This window comes from Acinetobacter sp. MD2(2019), from assembly GCF_035615615.1.
In the GTDB taxonomy this organism is placed as follows: Bacteria; Pseudomonadota; Gammaproteobacteria; order Pseudomonadales; family Moraxellaceae; genus Acinetobacter.
The window spans coordinates 23,654-38,016 of record NZ_VTDU01000023.1 but is presented as its reverse complement, the minus strand read 5'-3'; the positions used below and the strand labels follow the sequence as shown (position 1 = coordinate 38,016).

General features: G+C 40.0%; 11 protein-coding genes, 8 tRNA genes and 2 pseudogenes. 4 read left to right on the top strand and 17 right to left on the bottom strand.

Annotated elements, in window-relative coordinates:
* Window positions 1-282: helix-turn-helix domain-containing protein (locus I2F62_RS11115; RefSeq protein ID WP_324627072.1), on the bottom strand; the 282-nt coding region annotated here is incomplete at its 3' end.
* Between the two features lie 83 nt (window positions 283-365).
* Between I2F62_RS11115 and I2F62_RS11110 the strand changes: the two genes are divergently transcribed.
* Complete coding sequence (locus tag I2F62_RS11110; protein ID WP_324627071.1) at window positions 366-569, top strand: hypothetical protein; 204 nt, start codon at window positions 366-368, stop codon at window positions 567-569.
* Between the two features lie 94 nt (window positions 570-663).
* Here the strand turns inward: I2F62_RS11110 and I2F62_RS11105 are convergent, their stop codons facing one another.
* The 12 genes from I2F62_RS11105 to I2F62_RS11050 form a co-directional block, all read right to left on the bottom strand.
* Window positions 664-1,176 (bottom strand): hypothetical protein, encoded by a 513-nt coding sequence (locus I2F62_RS11105; protein ID WP_324627070.1) that lies wholly within the window; start codon window positions 1,174-1,176, stop codon window positions 664-666.
* Window positions 1,177-1,346: 170 nt separating this feature from the next.
* Window positions 1,347-2,045 (bottom strand): hypothetical protein, encoded by a 699-nt coding sequence (locus I2F62_RS11100; RefSeq protein WP_324627069.1) that lies wholly within the window; start codon window positions 2,043-2,045, stop codon window positions 1,347-1,349.
* Window positions 2,046-2,274: 229 nt separating this feature from the next.
* A tRNA-Val gene (locus I2F62_RS11095) sits at window positions 2,275-2,350 on the bottom strand.
* Between the two features lie 89 nt (window positions 2,351-2,439).
* A tRNA-Asp gene (locus I2F62_RS11090) sits at window positions 2,440-2,516 on the bottom strand.
* 40 nt (window positions 2,517-2,556) lie between these two features.
* Window positions 2,557-2,632 (bottom strand) — tRNA-Val (locus tag I2F62_RS11085).
* Between the two features lie 86 nt (window positions 2,633-2,718).
* Window positions 2,719-2,795, bottom strand: a tRNA-Asp gene (locus tag I2F62_RS11080).
* Between the two features lie 39 nt (window positions 2,796-2,834).
* A tRNA-Val gene (locus I2F62_RS11075) sits at window positions 2,835-2,910 on the bottom strand.
* Window positions 2,911-2,942: 32 nt separating this feature from the next.
* Window positions 2,943-3,019: transfer RNA gene (locus I2F62_RS11070), tRNA-Asp, on the bottom strand.
* 36 nt (window positions 3,020-3,055) lie between these two features.
* Window positions 3,056-3,132, bottom strand: a tRNA-Asp gene (locus I2F62_RS11065).
* Between the two features lie 23 nt (window positions 3,133-3,155).
* Window positions 3,156-3,231, bottom strand: a tRNA-Val gene (locus I2F62_RS11060).
* A gap of 164 nt (window positions 3,232-3,395) precedes the next feature.
* On the bottom strand, window positions 3,396-3,902 hold the full coding sequence (gene elsL, locus I2F62_RS11055) for a cell wall-recycling L,D-carboxypeptidase ElsL (protein ID WP_324627068.1): 507 nt from the start codon (window positions 3,900-3,902) through the stop codon (window positions 3,396-3,398).
* Window positions 3,902-4,285, bottom strand: coding sequence for a YbaN family protein (locus tag I2F62_RS11050; RefSeq protein WP_324627067.1), 384 nt, complete (start codon window positions 4,283-4,285; stop codon window positions 3,902-3,904). The genes elsL and I2F62_RS11050 overlap by 1 nt, the downstream gene beginning before the upstream one ends.
* A 67-nt stretch (window positions 4,286-4,352) precedes the next feature.
* On the opposite strand from I2F62_RS11050, the gene I2F62_RS11045 reads away from it, so the two are divergent.
* The 3 genes from I2F62_RS11045 (at window position 4,353) to dapE (ending at window position 6,716) form a co-directional block, all read left to right on the top strand.
* Window positions 4,353-5,216 (top strand): DUF1853 family protein, encoded by an 864-nt coding sequence (locus tag I2F62_RS11045; protein WP_324627066.1) that lies wholly within the window; start codon window positions 4,353-4,355, stop codon window positions 5,214-5,216.
* A 106-nt stretch (window positions 5,217-5,322) separates the two neighbouring features.
* Window positions 5,323-5,463, top strand: a complete 141-nt coding sequence (locus I2F62_RS11040; RefSeq protein ID WP_324627065.1) for an entericidin A/B family lipoprotein — start codon at window positions 5,323-5,325, stop codon at window positions 5,461-5,463.
* Window positions 5,464-5,579: 116 nt separating this feature from the next.
* On the top strand, window positions 5,580-6,716 hold the full coding sequence (gene dapE, locus I2F62_RS11035) for a succinyl-diaminopimelate desuccinylase (protein WP_324627073.1): 1,137 nt from the start codon (window positions 5,580-5,582) through the stop codon (window positions 6,714-6,716).
* Window positions 6,717-6,771: 55 nt separating this feature from the next.
* Here the strand turns inward: dapE and I2F62_RS11030 are convergent, their stop codons facing one another.
* From I2F62_RS11030 to I2F62_RS11020, 4 genes and pseudogenes are all read right to left on the bottom strand, one after another.
* A complete protein-coding gene (locus I2F62_RS11030; protein ID WP_324627064.1) occupies window positions 6,772-7,224 on the bottom strand; it encodes a hypothetical protein in 453 nt (150 codons plus the stop codon).
* Window positions 7,225-7,227: 3 nt separating this feature from the next.
* Window positions 7,228-8,490 (bottom strand): annotated as a pseudogene (locus I2F62_RS13220) (hybrid sensor histidine kinase/response regulator); the annotation flags it as partial.
* An 858-nt stretch (window positions 8,491-9,348) separates the two neighbouring features.
* Window positions 9,349-12,147: pseudogene (locus I2F62_RS13215) on the bottom strand (Hpt domain-containing protein); the annotation flags it as partial.
* A gap of 140 nt (window positions 12,148-12,287) precedes the next feature.
* Window positions 12,288-14,351: a methyl-accepting chemotaxis protein gene (locus tag I2F62_RS11020; protein WP_420713759.1), complete on the bottom strand. Its 2,064-nt coding sequence runs from the start codon at window positions 14,349-14,351 to the stop codon at window positions 12,288-12,290.
* Between the last annotated feature and the right edge of the window lie 12 nt (window positions 14,352-14,363).

Here is a 14,363-nt window from a genome sequence, read left to right as displayed (position 1 = left end):
ACCAAATGTTTGTTCAAATAATGGCACTAGATCTTTAGCCTGTGAAAATGCTGTTGTTTCAACAAAGCTTTTGAACGCTTGTAAGTCTTTAATTTTATAGGGTCGACCTGCTTTGTCTGGATGAGGTCTATTTGCATTGCCCTGATGCTTTTCAAGTTTGATCCATAGATCTAGAGTGGTTCTTGCGATCTTAAAAATGGTACAAGTTTTAGATTTATTCTGGCATTGTTTGTAATAGTCCAGAGCTTTGTGGCGAAGATCATTGGAATATGGCTTAGGCATAACAGTAGCTAGTAGGTTTTTTATAGTGTAGCAAACTTTATATTTTTAGCTATATTCAGTTTGCCCAATTTTTGATTCATCGAATGGTGATTCCACTGGGCAGTATGAGTATGTTTGCCATGCTACTCTACGTCTTATTTGAATATTTTTTCTTAGGTGATCCGCAAGAACTGCCATTTTGGGTGGTGATTTTATGCGCGTTTTTTGTATTGATGCTGATGCCATTGATCTATCATATTTTTTCCAAAGGAAAACTGTCTGATACAGATAAATCGAATAAAAAATGAATCGACAATCATTTTTTAATAGAACAAACTCTTAATTCATAATCTTTACCAATAAAAGATTATCTAAAAAATACGCTTGTATTATTTTTGAAAATTAATTCAAGCTTTTTTGAAGTGCTTTAATTACTTCAAAACTCTGCTTATTTTCAATAACTGTAGTTAATAAAATATCTAATTTTCTTAATGATTCTTTAGACTCTAGAAAAAATGTAATAACAACTTCAGTAAACCATTCTTCTCGTGGTGCATTATATTCCCAACGACCTCCCCAACGATCATCTTGACCAACATTCACATAAAAATCAAAATTATTATAATCTTGTATGTCTTGTATAGTCGGAATACTTAAGAAAAGAACACATTCCAATTCAGTATTTAAGCAAGATAAAGGAAAACTCACAATACCAGAGTCGCTATCTCTTCTAAAGTCAACATAGCCACACGCAATCTCCCATTTACTATAATTTTTTTCACTAATATAAGACTTTAGAATATTCGTGATACATAAATACATTGCACAATATTCATCATAATCCGTATACCAATTAAAAAAAGGAAATTTAGGATGATCTTTATAAAAATTAACTATTTGTTCTGCTTTATTCATATTGAGCACTTTAAAATTTCATTATGAGAAACATCTAAATCAATCTTTCAGCGCCTACATTTGTCAGTGTATCTTTAACTCACCATAGCATATAGGAACCAAGAATAGCGTTGATTAATCCATACTTTTTATCTGCATATAAAACACATTGAGTTTTGAGGATATTACTTTTAATGCTTCAACTTCTCTTCTAAAGCCTTAATTTTTGCTTTAATAGCAGCCAAAGCGGCTTGTTTTTCTTGTTCAGATATAGATGAATATTCAGCTTCAATATCTTTTTCCGCAATCTCAATATATCTATTTTGTTCCGAAGTTAGATTATCTATATCATCAACATCGTCTATTTTGGGAAGAGTAGTTATATTCCTGTTATCACATAACGGTTGAACAACTCCTCTAAGCAAGCTATTTACAGCATCCAATCTCAAGTCAGACAACATTATTTCGTTAACCGTAGATGCTCCCAAAGATTGATAAAATTTTTGACTGCTTGGACTTTTTAGACTACTTTCAACAACTCCAACTAAAATATCAATTCTACGAAACGGAGGCCATAACCTTTCCTCTAAGATACTACGCGTCCAAGGAGCATCATCAAGTTTATTGTCGTTTAAAATAAAACAAAGCTCACCATAAGCTAAACGCCATATATTATACTCTGTATAATCTTCGACACTATCCAAATATCTTTTGACTTTGGTTTGGGCTGCTACTAAAAATTCGACACCTTTTTTTTCATTATTATTAAAAAACTTTTCTGCTAAATTAGCATATAGTGTTTTCAATCTATTCCAATTCCATAAGGCTAATTCTTCTTCATCTAAACCTAAAAATAACTCATGTTGTTCGTGAATAAATTTTATAAACATCTTATTTTCTCATTAAATTACAAGCACGATGATTATTCTTAAATATAAAAAATAATCAAAGATATTTTTATAATCAAAATTACCATAAAATTCGAGATAATTATTCTGAAAATTAACTATCAGCAATAAAAGTTTTAATTAGAAATCTTATGCAAGAGAAAATATAATCGAGATTTAACGCAATTAATGAAATTATGATTTTTATTTAAAAGTAATATTTTAGAATATATGGTGGGCGCTGACGGGATCGAACCGCCGACATTCTGCTTGTAAGGCAGACGCTCTACCAACTGAGCTAAGCGCCCTGAGAGATAAAAATTGACGAAAACCAATTTTTAACAGACTTCAAGATGATCATCTTGAAAACATTATCTTCATCAGGGAATTAAGATAATGGCGCAGCGGACGGGACTCGAACCCGCGACCCTCGGCGTGACAGGCCGATATTCTAACCAACTGAACTACCGCTGCAAGGTCGTATTTAAAAGCTTAAACTTTTAAATAAAATATATGGTGGGCGCTGACGGGATCGAACCGCCGACATTCTGCTTGTAAGGCAGACGCTCTACCAACTGAGCTAAGCGCCCTAAGTCACTATAACTAATTGCTTAGTTTAAGTTTTTCTAAGATAACTGATCTTAGAACATTTTCTTAATTTAGGGAATTAAGAAAATGGCGCAGCGGACGGGACTCGAACCCGCGACCCTCGGCGTGACAGGCCGATATTCTAACCAACTGAACTACCGCTGCACGGCAGTGTTTAAAAGCTTAAAGCATCTAAACAAAATTTGGTGGGCGCTGACGGGATCGAACCGCCGACATTCTGCTTGTAAGGCAGACGCTCTACCAACTGAGCTAAGCGCCCTTTTCAAGGGTATTACATATATATCTGATAAATGGCGCAGCGGACGGGACTCGAACCCGCGACCCTCGGCGTGACAGGCCGATATTCTAACCAACTGAACTACCGCTGCACTTACAGATATACCTACAAACGTTTAAATTTAAAATGGCGCAGCGGACGGGACTCGAACCCGCGACCCTCGGCGTGACAGGCCGATATTCTAACCAACTGAACTACCGCTGCATCTTAATTTAAAACAAAGGGCTTGGTGGGCGCTGACGGGATCGAACCGCCGACATTCTGCTTGTAAGGCAGACGCTCTACCAACTGAGCTAAGCGCCCTTCATAACGTCTTCTTCGTTTGTGAGGTGCATTATAGAGAATCCTCATTCACTGTCAAACGCTTTTCATCTAGTTTATGCTTTTTTATGTTTGAATGATTAAAAAATAAGTCATTTTCAATATTTTAGTTAACATCCCACTCAAATTGTATATTTTTAACGCGTCTATTCTGGAGTAAACATCTGTTCAGACAAATAAATAAGCGCTTGTTCTGGAATTAATTCAAATAATTCCATGACATCGTCATTACGCATACGGATACATCCATGTGAAGCAGCAACGCCCATGGGTTCGGTCTCGGGTGTGCCATGAATATATATGTAACGTTTAAAGGTATCGCAGCCCTCGCCTGTATTAAATCCAGACTCTAAGCCTTGTAACCACAAAATTCGCGACAAAATCCAATCTCGGTTGGGATGCAACTGTGCATATTCTGCACTGTAAATCTCACCTGTGGCTTGTCTGGCTATAAAAACGGTATTTTTTGCTAAACCTTGTCCTATTTTCTCTGCAATGCAGTGCCAACCTCTGGGCGTTTTGCCACTGTTTTCTTGTTCACCAATGCCGTTTTTGCCCGTTGAAATGACATATTGTTTCTTTAATTTGGGTAAATATAAACGTTGTTGTGCAAGATCAATCAGAATATCTGCGTCTTGAAGACAATATTGCATTACTTGAGCTCCGATTCATATTCGTTGGCAGGTTCAGGGCGGCACCACAGCCATATGGCAACAATCAACATGGTGACATCTGTAAAAACCTTGACCCAAAACGGCGCATTGGTAAATAACATCACTATGCCACTGACCAACATCATGCTACTGGCAATCCATTTAACTTTTCTTGGCACGGTGCCATGTTCGCGCCAATTTTTTAAGGTCGGGCCATATTTAGGATGATTTAATAACCATGCATCCATTTCTGGCCAGCCTTTGGACGCAGCCCATGCAGCCAGAATTAAAAATACTGTTGTTGGCATGCCAGGCAATACAGCACCAATCATCCCCAAAACAATAAAAACAACGACCAGAAATCGCCAAAATAGATTTTTCATTACATCAGCTGATAACAGAGAAGGAATATAGTATAAGTAGATTCAACACGCGTCAGCATATTTTTTAATGATCCATTCTGTCGATTTATTTGAACCTTGGCTGGAATTTAACACCCCTATCGTTCGGCAATTGGCGTTTTGTATTGCCAGCCCAAATATTATTGCCTCAATTCCTGCAGAATTACCGATAAAATTTGCGTTTCATCTGCACGATGCAAGCTTTTGGCAAAATTGCTACGTCAATTATTCTGCACGTTTAAAAGCACTTGATAAAAACCCAGAAGCTTTAATTCACTTTTTTACCCAAATTAAAAGTACCCGTTTAGGCATTCGTTTTGAAACCTTACTATGGTTTTGGTTGCAAGATAATCCTAATCAGCAATACCATCCGTATCAACTCCTGCGGCACAGTTTGCAGAAAATTGACGGCGCAAAAACCTTAGGCGAATTAGATTTTCTCTTATTCAACACAGATACCCAACAAGTTGAACATTGGGAAGTTGCACTAAAATTTTATTTAGCAGAACAGCAATATCAACTCAAAGCATGGTACGGCTTAAACAGAGATGATACGCTGAATAAAAAATTGCAGCATTTTACCCAAAAGCAATTCCAGTTTGATCACGCATTAGAGCACACCATTCAGCAAAAATTTGCGGTTCTAAAAGGGCAATTGTATTTGCCCATCGAAACATCTTATGCCATACCCCATTGGGTCAATTGTGCTCGGCGTTTAGGCCGTTGGGGGCATCATATTCCCACATTTCCAATGTATCACTTGTCGCGGCATGAATGGATTTGCCCGAATGCAAAAACACACAGCAGCGCAAGTCTTTGGTGGCGCAATGATTTGTACTGTAATCAAAGCCTCGATTTCTTTTATATGTTTCGTCAACCTAGTCCCATTTACCTTGCAAAAACGATCAAATAACAAACTACATATTGTTACATTTATATGCTAAAAGTTAATACTATTTTCGCTCTCGCTTATTTATGCTGAACTTACTTTAAACAAATAATTAAACACGGAGAACACGATGAAAAAAGTATTACTTACCTCTATTGCAGTCGCTTTCATTTTAGCTGGATGTAATACCGTCAAAGGTGTGGGGCAAGATGTGTCTAAAGCGGGTAACGCAGTGACAAATACAGCTGAAAAAACACAGCAAAAAATGTAATCTCTGATTTTAAAAAAAACCTTATCATCTGATAAGGTTTTTTTATGCCGAGCATTTCATTCGATTGCAGCTTAACCTATCATAACAGGCAAAATTTCAGCTTTAAAACGGTTATTATGCATACCTCCGACACGCTAGAACTGAGCCTTGAGCTTCTGCGCCAACCTTCAATCACCCCCATTGATCATAACTGCCAAAACATTATGGCCGAGCGCCTTGAAAAAGTTGGTTTTAACATTGAACCAATGCGTTTTGAAGATGTAGATAATTTATGGGCGCGTCGCGGCACCCAAGAACCCGTATTTTGTTTCGCAGGTCATACCGATGTTGTTCCAACGGGTAGTTTAGATGCGTGGGATACTGCTCCATTTGTCCCAGAAATTCGTGATGGTAAGCTTTATGGCCGTGGCAGTGCGGATATGAAAACAGCATTGGCAGCAATGATTGTTGCAACAGAACGTTTTGTTGCCAAATATCCCAATCATCAAGGCTCAATTGCTTATTTAATTACCTCCGATGAAGAAGGCCCAGCAAAAAACGGCACCGTTAAAGTGATTGAAACACTTGAACAACGCCAAGAAAAAATTAAATGGTGTCTGGTTGGCGAGCCATCGAGTACCCACCGCTTAGGGGATATTGTCAAAAATGGTCGTCGTGGTTCGCTGAATGCCGTTTTAACGGTGCAAGGCAAACAAGGCCATGTTGCCTATCCGCATCTTGCAAATAACCCCATTCATCAAGCTGCGCCGGCATTGGCGGAATTGTCGAATGTGATTTGGGATAACGGCAATGAATATTTCCCAGCAACCTCGTTTCAAATTTCAAATATTCATTCGGGGACAGGTGCAACCAACATTATTCCCGGAACGCTAGAGGTTACATTTAACTTCCGTTTTAGTACCGAAGTGACCGCAGAACAGCTTAAAGCGCGTGTGAATGAAATTTTAGAACGCCATGGCTTGGTGTTTTCTATTGAATGGAATCTTTCAGGTTTACCATTTCTAACGCCTGTGGGTGAACTAGTGCATGCCACTCAAAAAGCAATTCGTGATGTCTGTCAAATTGAAACTGAGCTGTCTACAAGCGGCGGTACATCTGATGGTCGTTTCATTGCACCAACGGGTGCTCAAGTAATTGAATTGGGTGTATTAAATGCCTCGATTCATCAAATTAATGAGCATGTGAATGTGGCAGATTTAGAACCATTGGCTGAAATTTATGAACAAATTTTAATCAATTTATTAGCATCATAAGTAAATTTAAAACACAAAAAAGCCTTCACGAATGAAGGCTTTTTTTATCTGTTACTCAAAGTCCTAATTGCGTTTGAATAGCATCTAAATTGGGAATGAAATAACGTTTGCCTTGTGAATAAACATATTGGAATACGTTGTTTTCAGCTTCAATGTGCACATCATCATCGACAACTTCAGAAATACGTAAACGCACACTTTCAGGCATGCGGTCACACACCAAAGCAAAGCGCTGTTGAATTTCATCGCCTTCAATAATCAGTGCAATGCCGTCTTTTAAAGTCGGACTATTCACCGCATATACCGCTAAGCTTACATCGTGCCAAACCACTGTTTTAGCTGGCAATCGCGTATTTTGCGCAGACAAAACAATGTTTTGTGGAATTAGCATTGGATCATGCTCATGGCATTCGATAATATATGCATCGATAAAACCAGTCGATACAGAAATCAAATGTTGTAGTTCTTTAGGGTCGACGTGCTGTGGTGCAACTTTGTCTAAAATCATGTTTTACACCTCCTGCTTGGCGAGCACTTGTTCAATATTGGCAAGTAAGTCGGTTTCTTGGAACGGTTTCCCCATATATTGCGTAACACCTAGGCTAAATGCACGTTCACGATGCTTCTCGCCGGTTCTTGAGGTAATCATGATGATTGGTAAATCGTGATATACCACATGGTGACGTAAAATATTGGTGACTTCAAAGCCGTCCATACGCGGCATTTCGATATCCAGTAGCATCAAATCAGGTTTGATATGCTCAATCTGTTCAATCGCATCCATACCGTCTTTTGCCGTAACCACATCGTAGCCTTGTCGTTCAAGGAGTCGCGTGGTGACTTTACGTACTGTCACGGAATCGTCCACAATCATAATGCATTGACGTGCACGCTGAACTTTTGCGGTTTCCGTGCGCACATTGTCTGAACGGCGACTTTGCGTTTGAATGCGTCGTGCAAGATTGGTTGTATCTAAAATGAGACAAACCTGACCATCACCTAAAATGGTTGCTCCACCAATGACGTCAATGCCTGAAAGTTGTTGACCTAATGGCTTAACCACAATTTGTGCACGAGAACCAATTAACTGATCGACCAATAACGCAACCGTTTCGTTGTTATTGCCTTTAATCAATAACACCGGCAAAGAATAGCCGCTTTGCATAAAGCGCGGTTGTGCCGAGAAATGACCAATAAATTCTGACGCATAACGAAGTTTATAGCGTTGACCATCTAAGCCGAAATGCTCGTCATCTGAATGAAAGTACTCATTTAAAGCCACCGGTGACACACGAACAATACGTTCAATTTGTGCCAAAGGAATCGCGTATTGTTGGTCGGCAACTTTAACCATTAAGGCATCACTCACCGATACTGTGGTTGGTACACGAATATTAAAATGTGTGCCCTCGCCAATACGTGAATGAATAGTAATGTTTCCGCCCAGTGCTTTAATATCATTTTTCACAATATCTAAGCCCACGCCACGCCCAGAAATTTGAGTCACGGTTTGTGCGGTACTTAAGCCTGAATGGAAAATATATTGCAATATTTCCTGATCGGTTAGCTGATGCTGTGCAGACAGTAAACCTAATTGTTGCGCTTTCTTTTCAATATGGCGTGGATCAATACCATGACCATCATCACGCATATCAATCACAATGTCTGTACCCTGACGCGCAACGGAAATGCTAATTAAACCCGTTTCAGATTTATTGGCGTGTAGACGTAAATCAGCCGTTTCAATGCCGTGGTCAATTGCATTACGCAACATGTGCTCTAGCGGCGTGACCAGTCGTTCAAGAATACTTCGGTCTAACTCTAAATCACGATTGTTAATTTCAAAATGCACAGGGCGATTCAAGCTTGAGGAAATTTGACGAACCAAACGCTGTAATCGGGTGGTAATCCGCGAAAATGGAACCAAACGAATACGCATTAAATCATCTTGCATTTCTGCTTGAATACGCGATTGCTGTAGCAACAAGCCTTCGGTATCACGCACTTTTTCTGCAAGTGTAACTTTAAAGTCGATTAAATCCGACGCAGATTCCGCCAACGATTTAGACAATTGGTTTAACGATGAATATTGGTCCATCTCCAATGGGTCAAAATCTTTATAGCGCGATTGCTCATCGCCATGTTTGGCAATAATTTGGCTTTCAAGCTCCCCCTCCATTCGACGCAACTGATCAGATAAACGCTGAATCGCCAGTTCCATTTCATTTAAGGTGGTACTGAATTGGCTCATATCCATTTCAATACGCGAACGGTTAATGGCATTCTCGCCGGCCAAATCAATCATTTTTTCGACCAGACCCGCAGAAACACGAATCATTTCTGGTGTTTGGTCTTGCGCAACTTCATCTTGCCATTCGCCATGCATCGATGGCGGTTCAGTACCATCCCCTTCAACCACAGCATATGTGGTTAAAGTGGCGCGATCGTCTAGGGTTGAATCGAGTAAAGTGCTCACTCCCACAAAGTCGATGGTATTTAATTGCTCGAATAACTGGCTAAAGGTGTCGGTTTCAGCCGTTGCAACCGCCTGATCTAACCACTGCAATGCATTCAGCAATAATGCATCGTACACATTGGAACTAAACTGACGCAGGGCAAATTGTTCAAACACACTATCTAGCTTGCCAGCCACATCGGCAATGTGCTGTTGCTCAGCCATTCGAGCTGCACCTTTAATGGTATGTGCATCTCGTTGTAACTGCAGTAACAAACCACGATCCGTGCGATGGTCAAACCAACGGCGTAATTGCGTGCGCATTTTCGCCAATAAACCTTGCGCTTCTTCTACAAACTGTTGATAGATAATCTGATCAATTGACGTCTCAGAATCTGGCTGAGGTTCTGCCGCAACCGTTAGCACTTGTTCAGGGCTTGCTGTGACATGCTCTACAGCATCAACAGATGTATCTGGTTCAACTTTGGTATCTGGTACTTGTGCTTGTAGCTCAGCCAAGACCGCCAGTGTTCCCGTAGCAGGATAATCCACCGCTTGATTTTGAATTAGTTCAAGACGCGTTGACAGTTGATCTTGCACGCACTGAAGCGCCGCGAGCAGTGATTGAGTGACAGATAACTGTGAATAAATGACCTTTTCATACACAGATTCTAAAGCATGGGTGATATGACCGATATTGTACGCTTGCAGCATATTTGCACCACCTTTTAGGGTATGCAAAGCGCGCATCAAACTTTTTAACGCATCGACATTTTGCGTATTTTGATAATCTGCAAAAGTCTGGTCTATTTGTGCCAGTAAATCAGCCGCTTCATCGACAAAAATAGCAGCAAGTTCAATATCTTCTAACTGTGTTTTTTGGGTCAGAGCGAAGTTTTGATCGGCTAAAATGCGCTGAATATATTCATTGTTTGTATCTGCCAGTATCTCATTGGCAACTAGCACGTTATTCACAAGTTGCGCATTTTGTTCCACATGCACATCAACTGGTGATACCGTGTCAACTGCATGCGTAACATCGCTAGACACTGAGGTCATCTCAGCCAATACCGCTAAAAGATTACGCGCAGGATAATCTTTATGCTGATGACGAACTAAATCCAAACGACTGCTTAAATTGTCCTGTACCAACACCAAAACCTGACACAAAGTTTCAGTTAACGGCTGCTGTCGGTGAATCAAATGCTCGTAAATGGATTCTAAAACATGGGTCATTTCAGCAATATTTTGCGCAGCAATCATGTTCGCCCCCCCTTTTAGGGTATGCAAACAGCGCATAACAGGCTGCAATAATTCACGTTGACTTGGATGGCTTTGGTACGCAGCAAATGCTTGTTCTAATTCAGCAATCAGATCATCGGCTTCATCGACAAAAATATCAATGACTTCATCATCTTCTAACGCCAATGCCTGCTGTTCAAATAATTGCGAATCCTGAGCAATGGCAATTTGACAAGCTTGTACTAGTCCTTCTGGCGATACCAGTATTGTTTCCGGTGTGTCTAGCACGTCCGCCACAACAGCATTTTGTGGATCAATCCAATCCACTAACTTATCGAACAACGCCAAATCTTTTTCAGATAAATGAATGGTTTGCCCGGTTGCTAAGGTATCAAAACATGCAATCAATTGCTGATGCGCTAAATCAAACAGTTCATAGCTATAACTGTCATTAGCTAACTGCGGTTGATCGATTAAGCCTTGATACGCCAGCATTAACTTTTCAGCCACTGTGTGCAATGTTCGCGTTGTAACTTGCTGAGTATGCTGAAACAATAAATTTGCTTCATTGAATAACTGCTGCAAATAAGCAACATCGTGCTCACGTACTCGTTGTTCAAAATCGTATTCGGCATCTAATAAATGGTCAATTTGCAACTCGACAATTTCACTGACCGTACCGCTGATTTTTTCAGCCGTCACATCGCCTTGTTCAAGTGAATAATTGAGCCAAACCTGAGCGAATTGATCTGTTGATTCAGAAAGCACAACGCTATTGGCATCTTTTAAACCACCCAAGTACGCGCTGACGTAACTTGAAAAATCTGATAACAAATGCGTTTCCGCGTCAGTTAAATTTTTATTTTCTTGCAAGTGCAATTTCAGTGCATGTTCTACATTGGTACTTGCTAAAAATAATGGCTCGATATGGGCCATACCCGAGCTACCTTTTAAGGTATGCAATGCCCGAATTAATGCATCCGACTGCTTGGCGGTGTGCTCAGAAAACTGTAAAAAGGAGTTAATGGCAGCTAAATGCTCATGCCCTTCTTCTAAGTAGATGCTTAGAGTATCCGTGCTCAATTCACTGTCTAAAGTGGCTGGATGATCAGCAGAAATTTGCTCAGCCGCTTGCGTAGAAATCACAATACTGTCATTTTCAGACTGTACCATATCGTCAAGATCAAATGTCGCCGCATGAGCGCCGTGATGTAAATCTAACGAAGTGTCATGATTTCCATTTAATTGCAGTAATTCATCCATTAAGCGGATAAAATTTGGATGAATGTCTTGTTGTTGCTGTAACTTTTTCGACAGCAGCAGCAATGGATGCAAATTAATATTTAGCGCAACATGCTGTTCAAAACTTGGGTAAAGTTTAAACTCAAAAATATTTTTACATACACACACAAATTGCTGAAGTACTGAAGATAATTCAACGGTTTTTGCAATGGTACGATTTAATAAATCTTCAACATGCCATGCCAATTCCCCTGCGCTATTGGCCCCCACCATACGCCCAGACCCTTTTAAGGTATGGAAATGTCGACGAATGTCTTTCAAGTAATTTTCATTTTCCCGCTCTACCATCCACAATGGTAATAAGCGATTTAGTTCAACAAAAATTTCTTGTAGTTCTTCGACAAAAATATCTAAAATTTCGTCGTCTTGCTGTAAATAGGTATCCTCCGGTAACGACACCTTTACAGCTAAATCTTGTAATCTTTCTGTCATCGCTCAAACTTCTTTTGTTTAGCTTGGTTTTGTTGAGCGCAGGCTGGGTTCAAAAAGCGAAACTGTTTTTCGCCCAGCCACTGCGGTTGATTAGCAATACCTTATCGAAATAAAGTAGCACAGGTACAATGCAATCACTCTTATTCTGGCAATTTAAAGTCGGTTACAGACTCACGTAACGACTCTGCCATGTTAGCCAACTCAGAAACCGAGTGAGCTGTATCAAACGATGCTGTGGTTGTTTGCGAGGTAATTTCTTGCACGACATTCATGGTATTTGCAATATGACTGGCAGATGCCGATTGCAGTTGTGCTGCACTCGAAATGTTTTCGATCAATTTTGCCAATGTGTTCGATACGCTTTGAATTTCATCGAGTGCAATTCCCGCATCTTTTGCTAGTGTCGCACCACGTACAACCTCTGTAGTTGTCGATTCCATTGAAATAACGGCTTCGTTGGTATCGGCCTGAATCGTTTTAACCAAGTTCTCAATCTGTTTGGTTGCAGAGGTTGAACGTTCTGCTAGACGCTGTACTTCATCGGCAACGACCGCAAAACCACGACCCGCTTCACCGGCCATAGATGCCTGAATAGCTGCGTTTAATGCCAAAATGTTAGTTTGGTCGGCAATATCATTAATCAAGGCAACGATGTTTCCAATTTCCTGAGAGGATTCACCCAAACGTTTAATACGTTTTGAGGTTTCTTGGATCTGTTCACGAATCGTATCCATACCTTCAATAGAACGGTTTACAACATCTGCACCATTGGCGGCAATGTTTACCGAACGTTTTGCTACATCAGCAGATTCCGATGCGTTTTCAGATACTTGGTCAATCGACACAGCCATTTCGTTAATTGCGGCAGATGCGCCGGCAATTTCTTGTGCCTGATGTTCAGATGCTTCTGCCAACTGATTGGTTACGTTCTGGGTACTTTGAGTATAACGTGCAACTTCTTGTGAGGTATCGTTAATTCGAGAAACCAAGTCACGTAATTGGTCAATGGCGAAGTTAATCGAGTCGGCAATTGCACCAGTAAAGTCTTCAGATACGGTTGCATAACTACGTAAATCACCATCACCCAAGTCGGCAATTTCATCCAGTAAACGTAAAATTGCATTCTGGTTACGGTCATATTCATTTTGTAGGCTGTTCATACGATAGGTATCGGCTTGACCACGTAAAATCAGCAAGCGGTACATAGACAATAAGAACATCATAAAACTTAAAATTAACAGCAATGCAGGCAAATAAACCGTTAGCATTGGAGAAGCAGACAATTTATTTAAGTTTGTTAATAACGAGTCTGATTCATTGAAGATTTGACTAGAGGCCAACTGAACGGCTTCAACTTTACGAGAATTATTAAATAAAGTGACTGCACCAGCATGAATAACTTGCTCATACTCGGTCTTCATTTCGTCTAACTGATCGCGCAAGTCAGGATCATCAATACGAATTACCCCTAATTTCGCATCGCCATTTAACTGTGCATTTAAGTATTGACCAAAAGTATCGGTATCTTCTTTAAAGTCATCCGCAGATTCTTTGGCAGTATCTGAAACGGTCAAAATTGAGGCAATCGAACGTAAGATTTTTTCAGAAATAAATACTTGGTTTTTTGCAATAATGATCTGACTGCTTGGCGCATTTTTATGTGCCATTTCATCGACCATGGCATTATATTGCGCCTGAATACCCGGAACGACCTGTCCAATTGCAACGTTAATATCGTACAACTGGTTCAAGATTTTTTCGTTGGTTGTAATGGTGTCAATATTTTTTGAAGAAGTAAGCCATTGCTTTTCAATCAATTGTAAGTCGGCATTATGAATATGCTGACTTTTAACGGATGCCAAGCTTTCGTTGAATTGTTTTTGCGATGCTTTGAGTTTATCAATTGACTCTTTCGATCCCGATGCGGTTGCTTCAGTCGCTTGTCGTGCAATCGTTTGAGACAATAAACGTAACTCACCCAAATTCTCTGTTAAAGATTTATTTCGTGGTACGCTATAGAACAGGAACAATAAGAATAAGAAGAACAGAACGGCCGATACTGCCCCCGCAGTAATTAATGGTCGTGCTTTTTCTGCATCCCCAAACCCCTGTGCTGTCTTATTGACAATGTCCTTTGCTTTGTTCATCAAGCTTGGACCTGAAGCCTGATTATCCGTTTTTCTATTAAAGATTTTAAAGCCCACAGCTTTCCCCCA

Bases quoted from the DNA above. Each gene is read 5' to 3' on its own strand.
- I2F62_RS11110 (WP_324627071.1), top strand. From the start codon at position 366: ATGGTGATTCCACTGGGCAGTATGAGTATGTTTGCCATGCTACTCTAC.
- I2F62_RS11105 (WP_324627070.1), bottom strand. From the start codon at position 1,176: ATGAATAAAGCAGAACAAATAGTTAATTTTTATAAAGATCATCCTAAA.
- I2F62_RS11100 (WP_324627069.1), bottom strand. From the start codon at position 2,045: ATGTTTATAAAATTTATTCACGAACAACATGAGTTATTTTTAGGTTTA.
- elsL (WP_324627068.1), bottom strand. From the start codon at position 3,902: ATGCAATATTGTCTTCAAGACGCAGATATTCTGATTGATCTTGCACAA.
- I2F62_RS11050 (WP_324627067.1), bottom strand. From the start codon at position 4,285: ATGAAAAATCTATTTTGGCGATTTCTGGTCGTTGTTTTTATTGTTTTG.
- I2F62_RS11045 (WP_324627066.1), top strand. From the start codon at position 4,353: ATGATCCATTCTGTCGATTTATTTGAACCTTGGCTGGAATTTAACACC.
- I2F62_RS11040 (WP_324627065.1), top strand. From the start codon at position 5,323: ATGAAAAAAGTATTACTTACCTCTATTGCAGTCGCTTTCATTTTAGCT.
- dapE (WP_324627073.1), top strand. From the start codon at position 5,580: ATGCATACCTCCGACACGCTAGAACTGAGCCTTGAGCTTCTGCGCCAA.
- I2F62_RS11030 (WP_324627064.1), bottom strand. From the start codon at position 7,224: ATGATTTTAGACAAAGTTGCACCACAGCACGTCGACCCTAAAGAACTA.